Genomic DNA, 19,463 nt, shown 5'->3' on the forward strand with positions numbered 1-19,463 from the left:
AAGAATATGACCCCGAAAAAATGAAACAAAACACTATGAAACATCTATATGCCACCCTATTACTATTGTTGGTTTTACCAATAGTTCAAGGTCAAGATCGCCTGACCGGGGAGACCTTCACTACACGCTCTGAAATTCTGGCCAGAAATGGCATGGCCGCTACGAGTCAGCCCTTAGCGACCCAAATTGCGGTGGACATCTTGAAAAAAGGAGGTAGCGCCATGGATGCTGCTATAGCGGCAAACGCTATGCTCGGACTTGTTGAACCTGCGAGCTGTGGGATTGGTGGTGATATTTTTGCGATTGTCTGGAGTGCCGAAGATCAAAAACTGTACGGATTTAATGGTAGTGGTCGTTCTCCTCAGTCCTTATCTATTGATTATTTTATCGAGAAGGAGATGAACTATGTTCCGTTCTATGGTCCCTTACCCGTCTCGGTTCCGGGTTGTGTAGATGGCTGGTTTCAATTGCACCAAAAGTTTGGCAAACTACCCATGGAGACCTTGCTGGCCCCCGCTATTGATTACGGCCGGGAAGGATTTCCTGTCTCGGAGGTCATTGCCTATGAAATGGGCTCCAATTATGAAGACCTAAAAGATCAACCTGGTTTTGCTGAAACCTATATGCCCAAAGGAAGACCACCCCAAAAAGGGGAGGTTTTTCGAAATCCCGATTTGGCCGCGACCTATGAAAAAATCGCAAAAAAAGGACGTGACGCCTTTTATAAGGGAGCTATCGCGAAGACGATAGACAACTACATGAAAAAACACGGAGGGTTTCTGTCTTATGACGATTTGGCGAAGCACAAATCGAATTGGGTAGAGCCCGTTTCGATCAATTATAGAGGGGTTGAAGTCTGGGAACTTCCACCGAACGGTCAAGGAACGGCGGCCCTGCAAATGTTGAACCTATTGGAGGGGTTTGATATCGCTTCCATGGGTTTCGGTAGTCCAGAGTACCTTCACGTACTCACGGAAGCCAAAAAATTGGCCTACGAAGACCGGGCTAAGTTTTATGCCGACCCTGAGTTTAATACAATCCCTATTGAAGCCTTACTCTCTGAAGCATACACATCGGAACGGAAAGCGTTGATTCAAATGGACGCGGCTGCGGATACTTACCCGGCAGGAGACATGGAAATAGAAACAGGGAATACCACATATTTGACCGTGGCGGACAAAGAGGGCAATATGGTTTCCCTCATTCAAAGTATCTATTCGGAATTTGCTTCCGGCATGGTACCTGATGGCCTAGGTTTTGTGCTTCAAAATAGGGGGCAAATGTTCAATGTGCAAGACAAATCGCATGCCAATGCCCTTGAACCGGGCAAGCGGCCGTTTCATACCATCATTCCTGCTTTTATTACCAAAGATGGAATGCCCTGGGTGAGCTTCGGACTCATGGGTGGTGCGGTGCAACCCCAAGGTCATGCACAGATTGTGGTGAATTTAGTGGACTTCGGTATGAACCTGCAAGAAGCGGGTGATGCCCCGCGGATGCGACACCGAGGAAGTTCGCAACCCACAGGTTCAACAATGACCAATGGGGGCACACTGAATCTCGAGACTGGTTTTCACCCAGAAACTTTGAGAGAATTAAGAAAAAAAGGTCATCGTATCGGTTTTGGAGTTGGTATGTATGGAGGGTATCAAGCCATTGGGGTCGATTGGACTCAAAAAGTATATGCTGGGGCCTCTGAATCGAGGAAAGACGGACAGGCCTCAGGGTACTAAGGTGATGGTGCCTCATAGCTTTATGGTTGCAATAACCTATAAAGCTAGACTTTCAAACAAATACAAGTGAACTATAAACTGATTTTTTTATGAGCATCAAATTCTTTTGTCTATCTTTTTTAATAAGTATGCCATGGTTGGGCGCGCAAGATTTTTCGGCCTTCCAATACAGAACCGTTGGTCCTGAAAGAGGGGGTCGAGTCACTACGGCCACCGGAACCCATTTGCTGCCAGGCACCTTTTATCTAGGGGCATCAGGCGGGGGTGTATGGAAATCCGAGGATTATGGCACCACTTGGAACAATGTATCGGACGGCTATTTCTCCACACCTTCGATTGGAGCTATAGAAGTGGCTGCCAACGACCCCAACATTGTCTATGTGGGCACTGGTTCGGATGGACTTCGGAGTAATGTCATTTCTGGAAAGGGTATGTATAAATCCATTGACGGAGGACAAACCTGGGAGCATATCGGTCTAAAGAACGTAGGCCAAATCGGAGCAGTGGAAATCGATCCTACCAATAGCAACATTGTATGGGTAGCGGCTATTGGTAATGCCTTTCGGCCGAATGCCGAACGGGGAATATATAAAACCACCGATGGAGGACAACACTGGCAAAAAATGCTGTTCCTTTCGGATGAAGTCGGTTTTTCCGATTTAGAATTATTGCCAGGAAACCCCAATGTCATTTATGCCGCCGCATGGAAAGCACAACGAAAACCATGGACCATTATCTCAGGAGGATCAAAGGAAGAGGGCGGTATTTACAAATCCGTAAATGGAGGGGTAGACTGGATAAAATTGGAAGAAGGACTTCCTTTAGGTACCATTGGTAAAATTGATTTGGCGGTGTCCCCGACCAATTCCAGTATTATTTGTGCCGTCATAGAAGCTCCGGAGAAGGAAAGAGGGTTTTACAAATCCATGAATCAAGGCAAATCCTTTGAGCACCTTTCTGACAACCTTGGTCTGGTCAATCGTCCGTTCTATTACACCAATGTTGAGCTCGACCCTACCAATCCTGATATTGTGTATTCCAACGCGAATCCTTTGTTGAAGTCCATCGATGGGGGAAAGACTTGGAAACGTATGAGCGTGCCCCACGGGGATAACCATGATATTTGGATTAATCCCAATAACCCGGATCTGTTGATTCAGGCGAACGATGGAGGAGCGAATGTCAGTTTTAATGGTGGAAAAAGCTGGTCTACACAATTCAACCAACCGACTGCTGAACTATATCAGGTAGAAGTAGATGACCAATATCCGTACTGGTTATATGCAGGACAGCAGGATAATTATTCTACCATCGCCGTTCCAAGTTTCCCGCCGAGCGCAATTCAAAATCCAGGAACAGGTTGGATTATTAATGCCGGAGGATGCGAAACGGGCCCTGCGGTACCAAAACCCGGAGATCATACAACGGTCTATGCCAACTGCAAGGGGAGGTTTGGTGTTTTCAACAAACAAACAGGGGTCGAAAAAAGCTATTATGTGGGCGCTTCGAACATCTATGGCCATAATCCTAAAGACTTGAAATATCGCTTTCAGCGCGTGGCTCCAGTACATGTTTCCCCACATGATCCCAACACGGTATATCATGGTTCACAATACCTTCACAAAACCATAAATGGCGGACAGATCTGGAACACCATTTCTCCGGACCTTACGGCTTTCGAACCCGATAAACAAGTGATTTCCGGAAGTCCGATTACCCGTGATATCACTGGAGAGGAGTACTACAGTACCCTATATTCCATTCGGGAATCAACAATCAAGAAGGGCCTGATCTGGACAGGTTCTAACGACGGGGTGATTTCCCTAACGAAGGATGGCGGTCAAAACTGGACGAATGTCACCCCAAAGAAATTGCCCAAAGGAGGGCGTGTAGAGTCCATCGCCCCCTCAAATCACGATGTGGCCACAGCATATATCGCAGTTGACCGACATCTTTTAGGAGATGAACGCCCATATCTATATAAAACCAATGATTATGGTGCCCACTGGGAATTGATCAGTACCGAGACCAATGGTATTCCAGCAGATCATACGACCCGTGTACTTCGCGAAGACCCTGTTCGTAAAGGCTTGCTGTATGCCGGAACCGAATACGGCATGTTCGTTTCCTTCAATGATGGGCAAACCTGGAAAAGCTTCCAACAAAACCTTCCCGTGACACCGATAACCGACCTCAAGATATTCCGTGGTGATCTCGTACTTAGCACTATGGGCAGGGGATTCTGGATTTTGGATGATATCACGGCCTTACGGGATATGAAGATTACCGCCCTAGACGATACCGCGCATTTATTCAAACCTGATGCTACGGTTCGATTCCGATACCCTAAGGTACGGTCGGATGATGCTTTTCCCGAGTATCCTAGAACCAGCGTATATGTCGATTATTATCTCCCACAATCGGTCGATGCTTTGAAATTGGAAATCCTAAGCGCAAAGGACGAAACCTTGGTGACCATCCTAAGCGATAGTACCGAATTGAATTCTTCCGTAACCGAAGTGGAGGATATGAACCTAAGCGCCACCTTCCGTTACGTCAACAAAAAGTTAGGGCATCAAAAGGGAATGCATCGTTTTGCTTGGGATTTACAGCAAAAAGGGGCTTGGGACAAGGACGCCAAGAAACGTTTTAAGAACGGGCCTATGGCGCCTCCCGGAACTTATACGGCAAAATTGACGGTGAATGGTAAAGCGTTAATGCAAAAATTCGATATCCTTATCGATCCCAGGGTAAAGGAAGAGGGGTTGGATGAGGCGGCTATTGCCAGACAACTTGATATGCAGCGGCAGGTGATCGATTTACTTTCCCAGGCCAGAAAACTTCAAGCCGACCTAGAAAAAGAGGCCAAGTCCTTAAAAGGGAACGGCGGTCAAGAAGCCCGATTGGCGACTATCGAAGCAGCTGTAAAAAAACTAAAGAACGATAAAGGAGCGTATCCTCAACAAATGTTGGTAGCCCAAATAGCATATCTATACTACATGATTAACGGAGCAGACCAGATCATTGGAGCGGATGGCAGCCAGCGTTATGAACAATTGGCCACGGAATTCGAAGAATTAAAAAAACAAGTAGGAGCATAAGGCGGTACTACTAAAATCTATAGCTTATGAGCACACAAAAATCCATATTCCTTTTTTTCGTACTTCTTGGTCTTCAGACGGGGTTATCCCAAGAGGAGGATATTTTGTCAAAATTGGAAACGATTGCGACTATCGATCAAAAAGTGATGATGCCCATGCGTGACGGAGTGCGTCTGGCTACGGATATCTATCGCCCGAAAACCGATGAAAAAGTACCCATCATCTTTTCTAGAACCCCTTATAATTTTAACTCGTGGGGCGATGGTGAGCGACGCACCCGAACTGCGGAACGGGCATATGAAGCGGTAAGTCGGGGGTATGCCTATGTCGTTCAAAATGAACGCGGACGGTACTTTTCGGAAGGGGAGTGGGATATTCTCGGCGTACCCTTGACCGATGGTTATGATGCATTTACTTGGATGAAAGAGCAGTCATGGTCGAACGGAAAAATCGGCACATACGGTTGTTCGTCCACAGCGGAATGGCAAATGGCAGTGGCCGCTTTGGATCATCCGGCACATGCAGCTATGGTCCCACAAGGCTTTGGAGCGGGAGTAGGAAGCGTTGGGGATATCGTTGAGCAAGGCAATTGGTATAGAGGAGGAGCAGAACAATTGCTTTTCTTTTCATGGTTGTACGGGGTAGAACACGACAAGTTCAAACCTCGCATTCCCGCTGGTGCTACTCAAGAAGATTTAATCCGTATTTCTAGATTTTATGATTTAGCACCTGAAAACCCTCCTATAGACATGGCCGAGGCTTTAAGTCATTTGCCTATTCAGGATATATTAAAGAATATTCATGGAAAAAAGGAGATTTTTGACAAGATGGTCGTACGAAAGCCGAATGATCCCCAATGGTACGAAGGTGGACTCTATCATGATACGATGGAAATAGGAATACCCAGTTTTTGGTTCGCTTCTTGGTACGATGTTTCGATTACCCCCAACTTGACCTTATTCAATCATGTGCATAACAATTCAAAAGATGCTCGTATTCGGGATAACCAGTATCTCGTGATCGCACCGACCTTACACTGCGCGTACACCCGTGCCACGGAGAATACCATCGTTGGGGAATTGAGTGTTGGGGATGCCCGACTCAACTACCAAGAGCAAATCTATTCTTGGTGGGATCTTTGGTTAAAAGAGGAATCCAATGACTTCAAGGAAAAAACCCCGCGTGTACAGTTTTATACCATGGGCAGTAACCAATGGCAGTCCTCTGAACAATGGCCTCCGAAAAACGCAAAAATGAAAACCTTTTACCTTGATAGTAATGGGGATGCCAATACTTTGGTGGGTAGCGGTAAACTTACCCGAAAGCGACCTTCAAAAGACATGCCTGATACGTTTACCTATGACCCGATGAATCCCGTATCATCTTTGGGTGGTAATGTGTGCTGTACGGGTAATGCTGTAAAAGGAGGTGCTTTTGACCAACGCATTCGCGAAGGCAGAACCGATATACTAGTCTACACGACCGAGGCCTTGGAAGAAGGAGTTGAAGTAAGCGGTTTTATTGAATCGACCTTGTATCTTTCTTCCGATGTGAAAGACACTGATCTGACGATAAAGCTTATCGATGTGCATCCCAATGGAGAAGCCTATAATCTTGACGAAACCATACAGCGAATACGGTACCGAGAAGGCTACGATAAAGAAGTGTTCATGGAAGAAGGAAAGGTGTACAAAGTAGACCTGACCCCCATGGCAACCAGTAACTTCTTCAAAAAAGGACATAAAATACGGATTGAGGTTTCCAGTAGTAATTTTCCGAGGTTTGCCCGAAATCTAAACACTGGAGGTAACAATTATGACGAGAGCGAAAGTGTCGTGGCCCGAAATACAATCCATCACTCGAAGGAATATCCTTCACATATCAAACTGCCGATTCGTAAATAAGTAATATGATAAAGCGATTGGGGGTTGTGTTCGCATTGGGTTTTCTATCGTTGGGTCTGCAGTGTATTGGCCAGACAAGTGAACAAAAACCAAAAGAGATATATACATATAAGAAGGGCGACCCCAATGGTATAGGAAAATGGTATATGGGTCGTGAGATCGCACATGTCATGGGTTTTCAAGGTATCGGTTGGTTGGAACGCCCCGAACGAGAGGCCGAGGAAAACACCGCTACCTTACTACAGAATATGGGTATTTCGGAGGAGGATACGATTGCCGATATCGGCGCCGGTTCTGGCTATCATGTCTTTAAAATGGCGACTTTAGCCCGCAAAGGTCATATTTATGCTGTGGATATTCAAGATGAAATGTTGGAGGCCATCCAACAAAAGAAGAAAAAAATCGGGCTGCAAAACGTTACTACGGTAAAAGGAAGTGCGGAAAATATCAATTTACCCGAAAATTCCATCGATAAAATACTGATGGTCGATGTATATCACGAATTCGACTATCCAGCTGAGATAATCGCTTCCATGAAAAAAGCCTTACGTCCAGAGGGCCGGATCTTCCTCATCGAATATCGTGGCGAAGACGACGCCGTGCCCATTAAAAGGGTACACAAAATGACCGAAGAACAGGCGGTGCGCGAAATGGGTAGCGCAGGTTTCAAACTTCAGCGGAATATCGGAAACCTTCCATGGCAGCATTGCCTCATCTTCGTTAAAGAATAGAGAATTCCTTAATATTTTCCTGTTGAAATAGCGTATTCAATAAAAAGCGGGGCTTCTAAAATCCGAACGCCCCACTTTTTCGTATTATACCTCGAAATATGATTAAAATTTACTTTTTTTGCCGAATGATACCATTTCATAGAAAACGACTTGGGCTATTGGGATTCATCTTGTTTTCTTGTTTGACGAATTTCGGGCAAGAACGACAATCGTATGAAGGTCCTATGCAAGTTGGTCCTTATCTGGGTAAGGCGCAATACCAATATATTATCTCTGCCCAAGATACCTTGTTTGACGGGGCATTTCAAGTGCAGCGCTCTAGCCTAGAGGCCCTTCTGGAAAAAGAGGACGCTTCTTTCTTGTTCAAAGGAAGTTTTGACAAGGGCGCACCAACCGGTTCTTGGGGATTTCAGTTTGGAGAATTTCAAACGGATAGCCGTAGTGAAGTTATCGATTATGAATACCGGGTCTTGATCAGTGGAATACAGGAAGAAGGTACCGGTACACTGACTGATGGACGCCCCGATGGACCATGGAAGTACACCGTCAACCAAATCAAGGACTCTAAGATCCAAAATACGCTGTTCGCTAGCGCCCTTACCTTCGCGACGGGTATTCCACAACAAAACTTTCGAATTGAAAATCAGGAAGCGACCTTGGTCGGCCGTTTCCTAAGAAACGGGCTCGCACATGATGAGTGGACCTCTTATACTATAAATGCCTTAGAAGATGTAGAAAGTTGGTTTTTTGAGGAAGGGGTTTTGCGACGAATGGTAGTAGTAAAGGATGGGAAAAGCCAAGAGGTAGAAGTCTTTACCACGGCATCCGATGAACAGAAGGTGATTCCATTATCCAATGGGTATCTGGAGGTTGTGCGCACTATGTTAAGGGCGAACGGTACCTCGATGGCGTTACAGACGGGTATACCGGATTTACTGGCGGAAAACGAATCCTATTACCGCAAAATGGATACGGTGCTTTTGCAATTGGGGCCTTCGAATCTACGACCTAATTTTATGGTCAAGGTGCCCTATTTCCCTATGGACACGGCACAATTGGCCCAAGTAAAGACCATATCGGCCGACTTTCTAGCTGCAAAGGCCATTGGCAGTGCTTTGCTCAAGAACAGCCATCTCAATATTGTAAAACGTTCCGATAACGAAGCGCTGTATAATTACAATGCTGTTGCACTTATCGACGAACGATTTTTAAAACCTCTTGAAAAATTCGTCTCCTATGCCGAGCAGGATATCCTGCAATATGTGGACCGGTCTAAATTCATAGAAACCCTGTGGCCCAATGGCAAACCAAGCCCTGAACTTCAAATCGTTGCCGATAGTTCCGGTACGACACGAACATTCGCCTTGGCCGACTTTAAGGCAGATGATTTTGAAGCAAATGATCTTACAAGTATCGGTAGACTAAGTGCTTATGCACGACGTGGTCTTGAACAGATCAAGGAGACACTTTCAGATCAATTGACCAATGAGGAGCGGCAACAACAGTTGAACGGGTTGGAAGAAGACCTCATAGCCCTGAATGAATCCTTGGTGCGGCAAATCGATTCAGCTTTGACAACGCTTCCAAAAGACTATAAAGTCCCGATTCAAGAAATCAAAAGATTGGCCGATGCTTCTTTAAGTCAGTACGCCACTATGAAAAATGCCGATGAAAAATTGAGCTATGGCACTTCCTTGAAAACTTGCCTTGAGCAATTGACGCAATTGACCCAGACGCTTATAGCGCTCCCACAGCAAAAGGAAGAAATCGAAGTATTGTATCAAGATTCCATATGGAATCCGTTTATGGCGACAGTGATGGACGAAGAAGTAAAAAGGCGAATCACTGCGGCCTATTTCAATGTTCTAGTACCGTACTTCCTGAGTCAAGTAAAAACCGAGCTCACTTGTGATACGGTTGAAAGATTGAACAATCAGATCATCCATACCAACCAGCGAATGCTTATTCTACGTGAGGAAGATACCCGAAAATTGGAACGCAAGCTACGTCGCGAAAAAGATGCTGGGGCGATTTTGGAATTACTTCATCGACAAACCACGGTCAAAGAAAAATAGAAATGAGACACACGACTTCGATTTTTATTTGGCTTATGGCTTTCCTATGGATTTCTTGTGGAGGGGCCTACGGACAGGAGGAAGATAAGGAAGTACTTCCCCTACTGTCAAAATACAAAGATCCTTCCACTAAAGTTTGGTTCAACACCTATGGAAACATTCGGATCGGTAAACGATTTTTCTGGGACGCCCAAACCCATTTTCGCTTTCAAGAAACGGAGGATACTCCTTTCATTGGGCAAGTTGCACAGATATACAACCGTCATGCCATTGGCTATATCTATTCGAAAAAGACCAATTTCAGTCTCGGTGGGGTAGTGCGGATCAATTTCAATACCGATGAGGATTCTGTCGACCGGAACGTAGTTCCCGAATGGCGTATTTGGCACCAATATCAATTTGCGATGCCACTTTATACGGCCATGATCTATCATCGTATTCGCATTGAACATCGCTGGACGCAAGGTTTCGCCGAAAATAGTGAGTACATCTTCAGAAATCGGTGGCGGTATATGTTTCGTGCCAAAATTCCATTGAATGATCACAAATTGAGACCAAAAACACTCTATGTCTCCCCTGAAGCGGAATTGATCATGCAGAGCGGCAAGGCTGTTGTTGCCAGTCCGATGGAAGATTTGCGTCTAACGACTACCTTGGGGTATATTGCGACCCCACGCCTCACCTTTGCTGCCGGACTCATGTATTCGCAGGGTCAGGACCTAAGTAATGGCGGTATTTACAAGCAAGGTTGGACCATGCGCTTCCACATGTACTTCTCTCCAGACTTTAGAAGGGTAAAAAATAAGCTTCCCGAAATCCATTTGACCGATTAATTCGTATCTATCAACGAATTATCGAGCTTACATATGAAAACGAAAAATACACTACTCTATTTCGCTTTGGCCATTACCGCGGCCGGGGCACTATTTTTTCTAACAAAATCGACTAGATTACAGCAGCAGCTTACGGAATCGGAAGTAAAGCAGACGGAATTGACAGAGAAGGTCAGTGAATATGAACAACTCACCGAAATCGACTCCATGTTGCTAAGCGGTGACTATGATACGGCTATCCGAAGCTATACGGCTTCCATGCAAACGCGCGAAGAAAACAAAATGGGAATACCATTGCGTATCGCCTTGGCGGAGAAATTACTGCATGACCAAATGGGAGCGGTATCCAGTAAATCCCATTTAGAATCTCGGATGGATAGTTTATCACAGCAAAAATCGGCTACTCCCAAGGAAGTTAGAAAATACGACTCACTCAATTTCACTTTGGAAAAAACAAAGGTGCAACTAGCGCGACTAAAGCGTCAAATGAACACGAAGTCGTTTGGTGAATACTTGAAATTCAAAAGTAAGAAGGGAAATCAATTGCACTACATAGGCCAAGTTAAAAATGGTAAGGCCAACGGGTATGGTATCGCGCTATTGGATACGGGAAGTCGATACGAAGGTCAATGGCAGGACAATCAACGTCAAGGTGAAGGTACTTTTTATTGGCCTGATGGTGAGTACTATGTAGGAGACTATGAAAACGACAAACGAAGCGGTTTTGGCACGTATTATTGGCCGAACGGTGAGAAGTATGCCGGGGAATGGAAAGAGGACAAGCGTAGTGGTTCTGGGCAATTCTTTGGAACCGATGGGGATATCATCGCAGGTGGGGAATGGAATGATGATAAACTGGTAGAGGTCAATAAGCGGTAATATACGATGTCATTGGGCTTCACTACTTGAAGGGACACAAATTAATGGAATTAAATTATAGATAAGGAGACACGACTAGTGTCTCCTTCTTGTTTTCAAAGCTTATTTACTGCCAAAACCCAACGATTATTACAGTTGTAGGTCTTTAATATGCTATAATGAAAGGCAAATCTCGCATTACAACAAATAGTATTGGAGACTTACAATATTTTCATTCAAATGACATTATAGAAGAGATAGCTTTCAAAAAGAAGGGGGGAGTCACTACAATACCTCCTTATGAACCTTTTAAGCCGGTCACATGAAGGTGTTCAATTGCCTTTGTTAATGAACGTCCCGTTACATTTTAATACTAACCCGTAAAAAAATGAAGCGTATGGATGCTCAAGCCGATATGATGGAAGCTCTCATGGCCAAAATAGAAATTAAAGGCACAATAGAGGAATTGCAAAGAATTTCCATTTTTCTGGAGAATAATTTCATTAAGTATTCCTTTACTGATAGTCCGGATACCAATGAACCCATAGGTGAATGGGAAGAACCTATTGATTGGCCAATTGACCATTTCCTTAGTGAGGTGGATTAGCTTTGGTGCGGAAAATACATCCTAACAATTTTAGATCTCTTGTGTTACGTTCTGTTGAATAGACCAAAAACCAATGGTTTTTATTTAAAAATAAGCTTACTTTAGAATAGTATCATTTAAGTAAGAGCGCTTTGTCCTTTGATTGGTCTTCACTCATAATCTTCGGAGGTATTGTTAATGCCTTTATTTCCATTACACTATTGGTGATGAGAAGAAGAACTTATGGACATGGGATTTCCCTCTGGCTTTTTTTATTCCTGATGGCTGTAGCGCTCATCTTAATGGAGCGCATCATCCGGTTTTCGAACTTAGAGGCGGAGTATCCCGAGCTTTTATTCGTGACCAGTCCGCTCTTTTTCTTTCTTCTTCCTTTGGTGTATTGTTTTCAGTTACGATTAACGGGTAGTTCGAAGTACTGGTATCTTCATTTCATCCTTCCGCTTAGTATTTTGGTACTGCTTCTTCCAACGATTACCATGCCCAATACAGATAAGTTGGCCATGTACCACCAAGAGGGAATCAATGATCCCCCGATCCTAGTTTTGGGCTATCTCTTATTTGCGGCATACTATTCCGTAAAAACATTTATACTGAATAAAAAGCATAAAGTACAGCTATACAATGAATATGCGACCAACGAGGTGGAATTACAGCTGTTTGCCAACAAACAGGTGTTCTTATCCAGTTTTTTTATCACCGCTATTCCCATTTCATTGGGGATTCAGTATTTTGATTCGGATACGCTGATTGTAGATAAAATACTCTACATTCTTTTCTCTTTCATTCCTCATTTTATCCTTATCTCAGTACTGGCATTGCGAGATACCGGTTATATGATGGAATCAAAAATCGATAACACTCCTAAGAATGAAGTCGAAACAAGCCAACTCGTGCTGTTGACATCTGAATTAGGTCAGTTTATGACGGAGAACAAACCTTATCTCAATCCTGGCTTGAAATTACAGATGTTAGCCGATGAAATCGGATGGAGTAGATCTCAACTTTCGATGGTAATCAATAAGGGGTTCGACAAGAATTTTTACGACTTTGTAAATGAGCATCGCCTAAAGACCGTCCTGGAAAAGGTGCATCAAGGGCTTCATGAAGAATATTCGTTGGACTATATTGTGGGAGCCTGTGGTTTTAAGAACTATGTGTCATTTTATAGGATTTTCAAACGGTTACAAAAGACCTCTCCGAACGAATACTTAAAACAGTTGAAAAAGCACCATTAGATTACAGGGGATATCCTGCAATGTCTTCGGCAACCAAATTCCGGCGGGGTGTTCTTAGTTTTGGACGTCATCAAACCGTACGTTCATGCGAATAGCCATTTATGTTTTACTATCCACAATTGTACATAACCTCAATGCTCAGCAGATAAAGGAGCCTGTTTTAGAGAAAATAAAGATAAGGGCAAAAGAGACCCATTCCGATGCCGTTATCATCACGGAACGGGGAAAAACTATCTATAAAGACCATTTCGGCACCCCGGAAAAACCGATGTATATCGCTTCGGCAGGAAAGTCGTTAGTAAGTCTTGCCATTGGAAATCTCTTGTTGAACGGCCAATTGGATTCGCTCGATCAACCAGTGTACAGTTTGTTTCCGGAATGGCGACAAGGGCAAAAGAAAATGATTACGCTTCGAATGCTGCTCAACCACACTTCCGGTTTACAAGACTATGCCAACGCCAGTATCGAACTGGAACCGCCACCAACCTATAAAGTAAGCAATGTAATCGATTTGGCCTTGGCGGCAGAATTGACAAATTCACCGGGCAGTACCGTATTTTATAGCAATAAGGCCACCGCCTTGTTAGCAGGGGTGGTGGAAAAAGCTTCTGGGAAACGTTTTGATCATTTTTTTGTAGATACCTTTTTCAAGGCGTTGAATATTTCCGATTATAAATGGGTACAAGATGAACAAGGGAATCCGACGACCCATGGTGCTTTCATCATAAAACCATCGGATCTTTTAAAATTTGGGCAGCTTGTATTGCAAAAGGGGGTCTATGATGGCAAACGGTTGGTCAGTGAAGATTGGATCGGGGAATCTTTGTCACAAGGGCAAGACTTCACTCCAATATGGGGCTTGTTATGGTGGCGCTTACCCAAATATGAATATCGAATCATAGATAAGGAAATTTGGAACTCTTGGCTTGATGCAGGAGTGTCAAAAGACTTTTTAAAAAAAATTAGACCCTTGAAAGGGGTCTTATATGAAAATAAAATTGACTTTTATAACGCCTTGAATAGGGTTTTCGGTGATTCTTGGAACCAAATATTAAATCATGAACTGCCCGAATCGGTTACCTCGAGCAAAAGAATCTATAGTAAGGAGATTATAGCCTACTATGCACAAGGTTATCGCGGCAACTATCTGATAATAATTCCGGAGAAAGAGCTCGTCGCGGTTCGCTGCGCCGACCCATTGGATTTCAACTACAACACGGATACCTTTGAAGATTTCATCACTTTAGTGTCGGAAATGGTCAATTGATCGATTTTGAGGTACTACCCCAAAATGAGCTATCCGTTTTAATCTTACCTTGGTCGAAAAGGCTATAGATCATAGGACGTTTTCCCGAATCAGACCTTTCAAGAAAACGTTTACGGGCATAAAATGTACGTTAACGGTCAAAAGGAGGTTGTTTGGTTTCCTTATTTTATAAGCTAATCGGATATTAGTAATTTCACCTGAAATTGCTGTTGAATCATTACGAATGATCGATAAGGTCTTACATAGTAAAAACAGAATCTATTACCACATCCTTTTTTGGATGTGCTACGTTGCGCTATACACCTTGATGTGGGGTAGCTATGATGAGGATTATTGGGCACAATTTCAGCAATTGTTGTTTCTTCTGCCTTGGAAGATGATCCCTACCTATATTACGCTGTATTATTTAATGCCGAAGTTTTTATACCCCAAAAAAACGGTGCAGTACGTCATACTATCCATCATTTTGGCGGTCGCAATGGGGATGATGGACCGTTATATGGTCTGGACCTATATCTACCACTGGTTTAGCCCTGAAAAAGAATATTGGAGAACTCCCATGTTGTACGTACCCAAGGTATTTAACTCCGTTGTAGCGGTATATACCCCTGTTTTTGTAGCAATGGCCATCAAGTTGCAGTTAACGTACTATCAAAAAGACAAGATCAACAAGGAACTGGAAAAGGAAAAAGCAGCCACCGAACTCAAGTTTTTAAAAGCACAGATCCATCCACATTTTTTATTCAATACCCTGAACAGTATTTATTCCCTTTCGTTATCACAATCCAAAAAGACCCCTGAGGTGGTCTTGGGCCTGTCAAAATTTCTTGATTATATGCTGTATGAATGTAATGAACGTTTTATTTCCATTGGAAAGGAATGGGAACAATTGATGAATTTAGTTGCCCTTGAACGTATTCGTTATGAAGAAGGACTCAGCATTGAGGTTTCGGAATCGATAGATAATACGGAGACCTTGATTCCATCGCTATTATTGTTACCTTTTGTGGAGAATGCATTTAAACATGGCGCGGACAATGAAATCAATGATTCATGGATCACTATCGATATCAAATTGGTAAAAGACCATTTGGTGTTCATGGTGGAAAATAGTAAAAGTGCGGTTCAGGTCGAAGAAAGCCTTGATGCTGACAAGAATATCGGACTGACCAATGTAAAAAGACGGCTGGAGCTATTCTTCCCGGAAAAATATGAACTCAAGATACTGGAAGAAACAGATAGCTTTTTGGCAAAGTTGACCATCGATTTAAGTACTATATCGGAAGTAATGCGAAAAGAGAATGTCAAATAAAATAAAGTGCATCATTGTCGATGACGAGCCTTTGGCCCGGGATGTTTTGGTGACCCATGCACAACAGATCGACCAATTGGAGGTGGTGGCCAGTTGTGGCAATGCCCTAGAGGCTTTTGAATACATACAGCAAGGGCATATTCAACTGGTTTTTTTGGATATAAAAATGCCCAAGCTAACGGGCTTGGAGCTTATCGAATCGATTAAGAACCCACCGTTGGTGGTTTTCACCACGGCTTATAGGGAATTCGCCATAAAGGCCTTTGACCTTGATGCAATCGATTATCTTCTAAAGCCGATTTCCTTGACGCGTTTCTTGAAGACGATCTCTAAAGTGAACAAATACCTTCAAGGCCCCCAGAATGAACACATTACCGAGGGAGAGGAGGATTCGGGAAAAAATCCGCCTGCATCACCTGAACCCGAATTTCTCTACATCAAGTCAGACCGTAAGGTGGTAAAATTAGACTTGGGCTGTATTCGATACCTTGAAAGCCTAAATGATAAGGTCATCATTCATTTAGAGGACAAAGAGGTGGTCACTTCGCAACGGATTAGTTATCTCGCGGAAAAGCTTCCCAAACCACATTTTGTGCGCATACATCGGTCTTATATCATTTCTCTTACGCATATTACGGCCTATAACAACATTATGGTCGAGGTTAAGGGTCGTGAACTTCCTATTGGACGAAATTACCGATCTCAAGCCTTGGACATGTTACGGAAATAAGAACGTCGCTCCCTTTTTCACTTTTTCAATAGGTTTATCCTTCCTTAAAGAGGGGTCGTTCCATTTTTTCACATTCTTTTCTGTTAAGCATTCCTTAAATGAAGGGTCAATGACTTTTAAAGCGCCGAACGGCCGATTTTGAACGGTTTTCGTCGTAAATCGCCCCTCAAAAGTCATATCCGCAATAAAGCGGGTCATTCGCTAAATTGCCTTGACTAAAGCTACAGAACATCCTTTCTTTACCCTATCAATTAAAAACGGACAGTCTTTATACTAAAACCTTCATCACGTTTTAAAAGACGTTCGACAACCGCATACCACCAATAGCACGAAACATGCATGGGAATATGTGATCAACCCAAAATAAGGTGTTCTTACTCAAGGTTTTTAAGCGTTAGTGGTAGTTGGACGCGAGCTAAGAGCACCTTTAATTAAAAAGTGTAATCTATGCAGTTTATCTCACACGCCGCGCCCGAATCGAACATTCATTTTACTGTTTTTAAAGTACCGCAATGGCGGGCTGCCATGTATCAATTTATTTCTGTACAACTATGGGGTAGTTTGCCGAGCATGGTACAACGTAGACTGTCCGCGTGGTATTCATCTATCTATACCAAACCCTACTCCAAGAAGATCATCAAGCCCTATTTAAGAATCAACTATAGTGACAAGAACTATTTGCAACACTTCAAACCTCCCAATGGCAAGAAAGATTTTGATAATTTTCAGGACTTTTTCACAAGGGAATTTCGAGCACTTCCGAAGAATACAAGCCCCTACATTTGGCCTTGCGAAGGTCTACTTTGTGATATGGGCACTGTGGCAACTACCGCTATTTCAAGAGTAAAGTCCGATAAACGAAGTATCGCTTCTATTTTTCAAGTAGGGGATCATGCCATACCCAAAGACTATTTCTTCACAAATGTATTTTTGCACAATAAAAACTATCATCGTATCCACGCGCCCATTACCGGTACAATCAGTCGAATTCAACATGTGCCTGGTGATTTAATCGTGCTTCGTCCTTGGATTTATAAACAAAACCCATCATTGCCAGCACTTCGCAATGAACGCTATAACATTGACATTGTAGATACCAAAGGGCGTACCTGGTACTTGTCCATTGTTGGTGGTCCTGCAGTGGGCACGATAGCCCTTCCAGATCATCTTCAGGTGGGCGTCAAGGTTCAAAAATTAGAGCAGATCGCTTTGTTCTATTTAGGGTCTACCTGTTGTATGGCGGCTCCGCTGACACCACGATACCATGTAAAAAATAGTTTCGTGGCCGTTGGCGATACCTACTAAGGTTATCCATTTCCCTTTTTTACCCTCTTGTTACTGTCCCTCTGATGTAGGTAGGGGATACGGGGTGTACAATTCACTACAGCGATCGTTCAGTTCATTACATTTCGTTTGAACAGTATTGAAAAACCAATCATCTTTGCGGTATCATCAATCAAAAAACGAACAATCATGATCAACGTAACCAAATTTTTTACGGGATTACTTCTTAAGTTGCTGTTGGTAGCATTGCTACTCTCGACGGAAAATTCACAGGCCCAATCGAAGCATACATCGGTTAATGTGAATAGCCGCAATGGCAAGACGACCATTTCGGTTAAAAATGGCAAGCGCCATAGTTTCTCATTGGAATACGAGGGGGAAATTACACTCTCGGATGACGATAAGGACGTCATCGCCATATCCAATGGGGGGTATATGGAAATTAAAAAATCGGCATTCGGTAGTCGGAGGCGCATTTTTATGGAGTCGGATAACAACGGACGACTCATCAAGAAATACTATATCGGCAGTTCGGAGGAACCCTTTGCCAATGAAGGAAAAGCATGGCTTGCGGAAGTACTTCCCGATGTATTGCGCTCATCAACACTTGCTGCCAAGCAACGGGTTGATCGCTTTTATACCCAAGGGGGAACTACTGCTGTTTTAAGGGAAGTGGATCTTATCGACAGTGATTATGTCAAATCGGCCTATATCAAATTACTGCTGGACAAGAACCCCCAAAATAGCGATTTGATATCCATATTAAGGGTAGTGGGCTCCGATATCAACTCTGATCACCATCAAGCACAGATCCTAAAGCACAATACGAAGGCCTTTTTAACTTCGGATGCCACTACAGCCGCCTATATTGAAGCCACTGGGAAAATCAACTCGGATCATCACCAATCAGATGTGCTTAAAAGATCCATTCGTGACGGAGATATTTCCGAAGCACAAATGAAATCCCTCTTTGCGATTACCAAGAATATCAACTCAGACCATCATAAAGCTAGCGTACTCAGGGAAGTGATGAAAAACCGTTCGTTGAGCAACGAGAACATTGAACTTTTGATTTCGGCTTCCCGTGATATCAACTCTGATCACCACAAGGCCCAGGTCTTAAAAACCGCACTTGCTACCGCAGAGCTATCGAAAAGCGGGTATAGTGCTTTTCTAAGGTCGATGAGTGATATCAGTTCAGATCATCATTGTGCCAGCGTTCTATCTGAATTGTTGGATAACAAGCTTGATAGTAACTCCTTAGGGGAATTACTTGAACTAGCGCATGATAATATGAGTTCAGACCATCATCAGGCCACCGTCTTGAAAAAGGTGGTTCAAAAACAGGCCTTGGATGGAGAAAGTTTGACGGTACTACTACGGGCCTTAAAGGGAATGTCATCGGATGTTCATCAATCTTCGGTCTTCAATGAATTGTCAAAGGAGCGTTTTACCGATGGGGAACTGACCCAAATTCTCGATGCGACCAGGAGTATCGGGTCCGATCACCACCAATCGAATACCTTGATTTCTTTTGCCCCAGCGGTACGGAACGGTGATAGTACCATCAAGGAGGCCTACCGCGAGGCCTGCAATAGCATTTCATCCGAATTACATTACGGGAAGGCCATACGAGCCATACAATAATCAGATCATCGGATGGTCATGGGCCGACACTTGCCTGCCCGTCTGATAGTTGGGAGTGGATATGTTAACCTATTTCCCCTATAATATCTCATGAGCCTGGCTTTGTCGGCAGACAGGCTTGCTCCAAGCTAATTTACTTGAGCCTT

The 19,463-nt window shown here is 43.6% G+C and carries 14 protein-coding genes; all 14 read left to right on the plus strand.

Annotated features, from left to right (window positions below):
• The first annotated feature begins 35 nt into the window (after positions 1-35).
• Positions 36-1,733 (plus strand): gamma-glutamyltransferase, encoded by a 1,698-nt coding sequence (gene ggt / locus ACKWCA_RS12585; RefSeq protein ID WP_413978555.1) that lies wholly within the window; start codon positions 36-38, stop codon positions 1,731-1,733.
• 89 nt (positions 1,734-1,822) lie between these two features.
• Entirely contained in the window at positions 1,823-4,834 is a 3,012-nt protein-coding gene (locus tag ACKWCA_RS12590; protein WP_413978556.1) for a WD40/YVTN/BNR-like repeat-containing protein, read from the plus strand.
• Positions 4,835-4,860: 26 nt separating this feature from the next.
• Positions 4,861-6,738, plus strand: a complete 1,878-nt coding sequence (locus ACKWCA_RS12595) for a CocE/NonD family hydrolase (RefSeq protein WP_413978557.1) — start codon at positions 4,861-4,863, stop codon at positions 6,736-6,738.
• 5 nt (positions 6,739-6,743) lie between these two features.
• On the plus strand, positions 6,744-7,469 hold the full coding sequence (locus ACKWCA_RS12600) for a class I SAM-dependent methyltransferase (RefSeq protein WP_413978558.1): 726 nt from the start codon (positions 6,744-6,746) through the stop codon (positions 7,467-7,469).
• A 125-nt stretch (positions 7,470-7,594) separates the two neighbouring features.
• Positions 7,595-9,544: a hypothetical protein gene (locus ACKWCA_RS12605; RefSeq protein ID WP_413978559.1), complete on the plus strand. Its 1,950-nt coding sequence runs from the start codon at positions 7,595-7,597 to the stop codon at positions 9,542-9,544.
• 2 nt (positions 9,545-9,546) lie between these two features.
• Positions 9,547-10,377, plus strand: a complete 831-nt coding sequence (locus tag ACKWCA_RS12610) for a DUF2490 domain-containing protein (RefSeq protein WP_413978560.1) — start codon at positions 9,547-9,549, stop codon at positions 10,375-10,377.
• Between the two features lie 33 nt (positions 10,378-10,410).
• Positions 10,411-11,256, plus strand: coding sequence for an MORN repeat-containing protein (locus ACKWCA_RS12615; RefSeq protein ID WP_413978561.1), 846 nt, complete (start codon positions 10,411-10,413; stop codon positions 11,254-11,256).
• A gap of 367 nt (positions 11,257-11,623) precedes the next feature.
• On the plus strand, positions 11,624-11,842 hold the full coding sequence (locus ACKWCA_RS12620) for a hypothetical protein (protein WP_413978562.1): 219 nt from the start codon (positions 11,624-11,626) through the stop codon (positions 11,840-11,842).
• 206 nt (positions 11,843-12,048) lie between these two features.
• The gene (locus tag ACKWCA_RS12625) at positions 12,049-13,077 is read left to right on the plus strand and encodes a helix-turn-helix domain-containing protein (RefSeq protein ID WP_413978563.1); all 1,029 of its coding nucleotides are present in this window, start codon (positions 12,049-12,051) and stop codon (positions 13,075-13,077) included.
• 85 nt (positions 13,078-13,162) lie between these two features.
• Positions 13,163-14,344 (plus strand): serine hydrolase domain-containing protein, encoded by a 1,182-nt coding sequence (locus ACKWCA_RS12630; protein WP_413978564.1) that lies wholly within the window; start codon positions 13,163-13,165, stop codon positions 14,342-14,344.
• A gap of 223 nt (positions 14,345-14,567) precedes the next feature.
• Positions 14,568-15,656 carry a sensor histidine kinase gene (locus tag ACKWCA_RS12635; protein ID WP_413978565.1) on the plus strand — a complete coding sequence of 363 codons (1,089 nt, stop codon included), beginning with the start codon at positions 14,568-14,570 and terminating at the stop codon, positions 15,654-15,656.
• A complete protein-coding gene (locus ACKWCA_RS12640) occupies positions 15,646-16,386 on the plus strand; it encodes a LytR/AlgR family response regulator transcription factor (protein WP_413978566.1) in 741 nt (246 codons plus the stop codon). The genes ACKWCA_RS12635 and ACKWCA_RS12640 overlap by 11 nt, the downstream gene beginning before the upstream one ends.
• A 447-nt stretch (positions 16,387-16,833) precedes the next feature.
• Entirely contained in the window at positions 16,834-17,691 is an 858-nt protein-coding gene (locus ACKWCA_RS12645) for a phosphatidylserine decarboxylase (protein ID WP_413978567.1), read from the plus strand.
• Between the two features lie 168 nt (positions 17,692-17,859).
• On the plus strand, positions 17,860-19,317 hold the full coding sequence (locus tag ACKWCA_RS12650; RefSeq protein WP_413978568.1) for a hypothetical protein: 1,458 nt from the start codon (positions 17,860-17,862) through the stop codon (positions 19,315-19,317).
• The last annotated feature ends 146 nt before the right edge of the window (positions 19,318-19,463 follow it).

It is taken from the genome of Maribacter corallii (assembly GCF_047345415.1).
Classification (GTDB): domain Bacteria; phylum Bacteroidota; class Bacteroidia; order Flavobacteriales; family Flavobacteriaceae; genus Maribacter_C.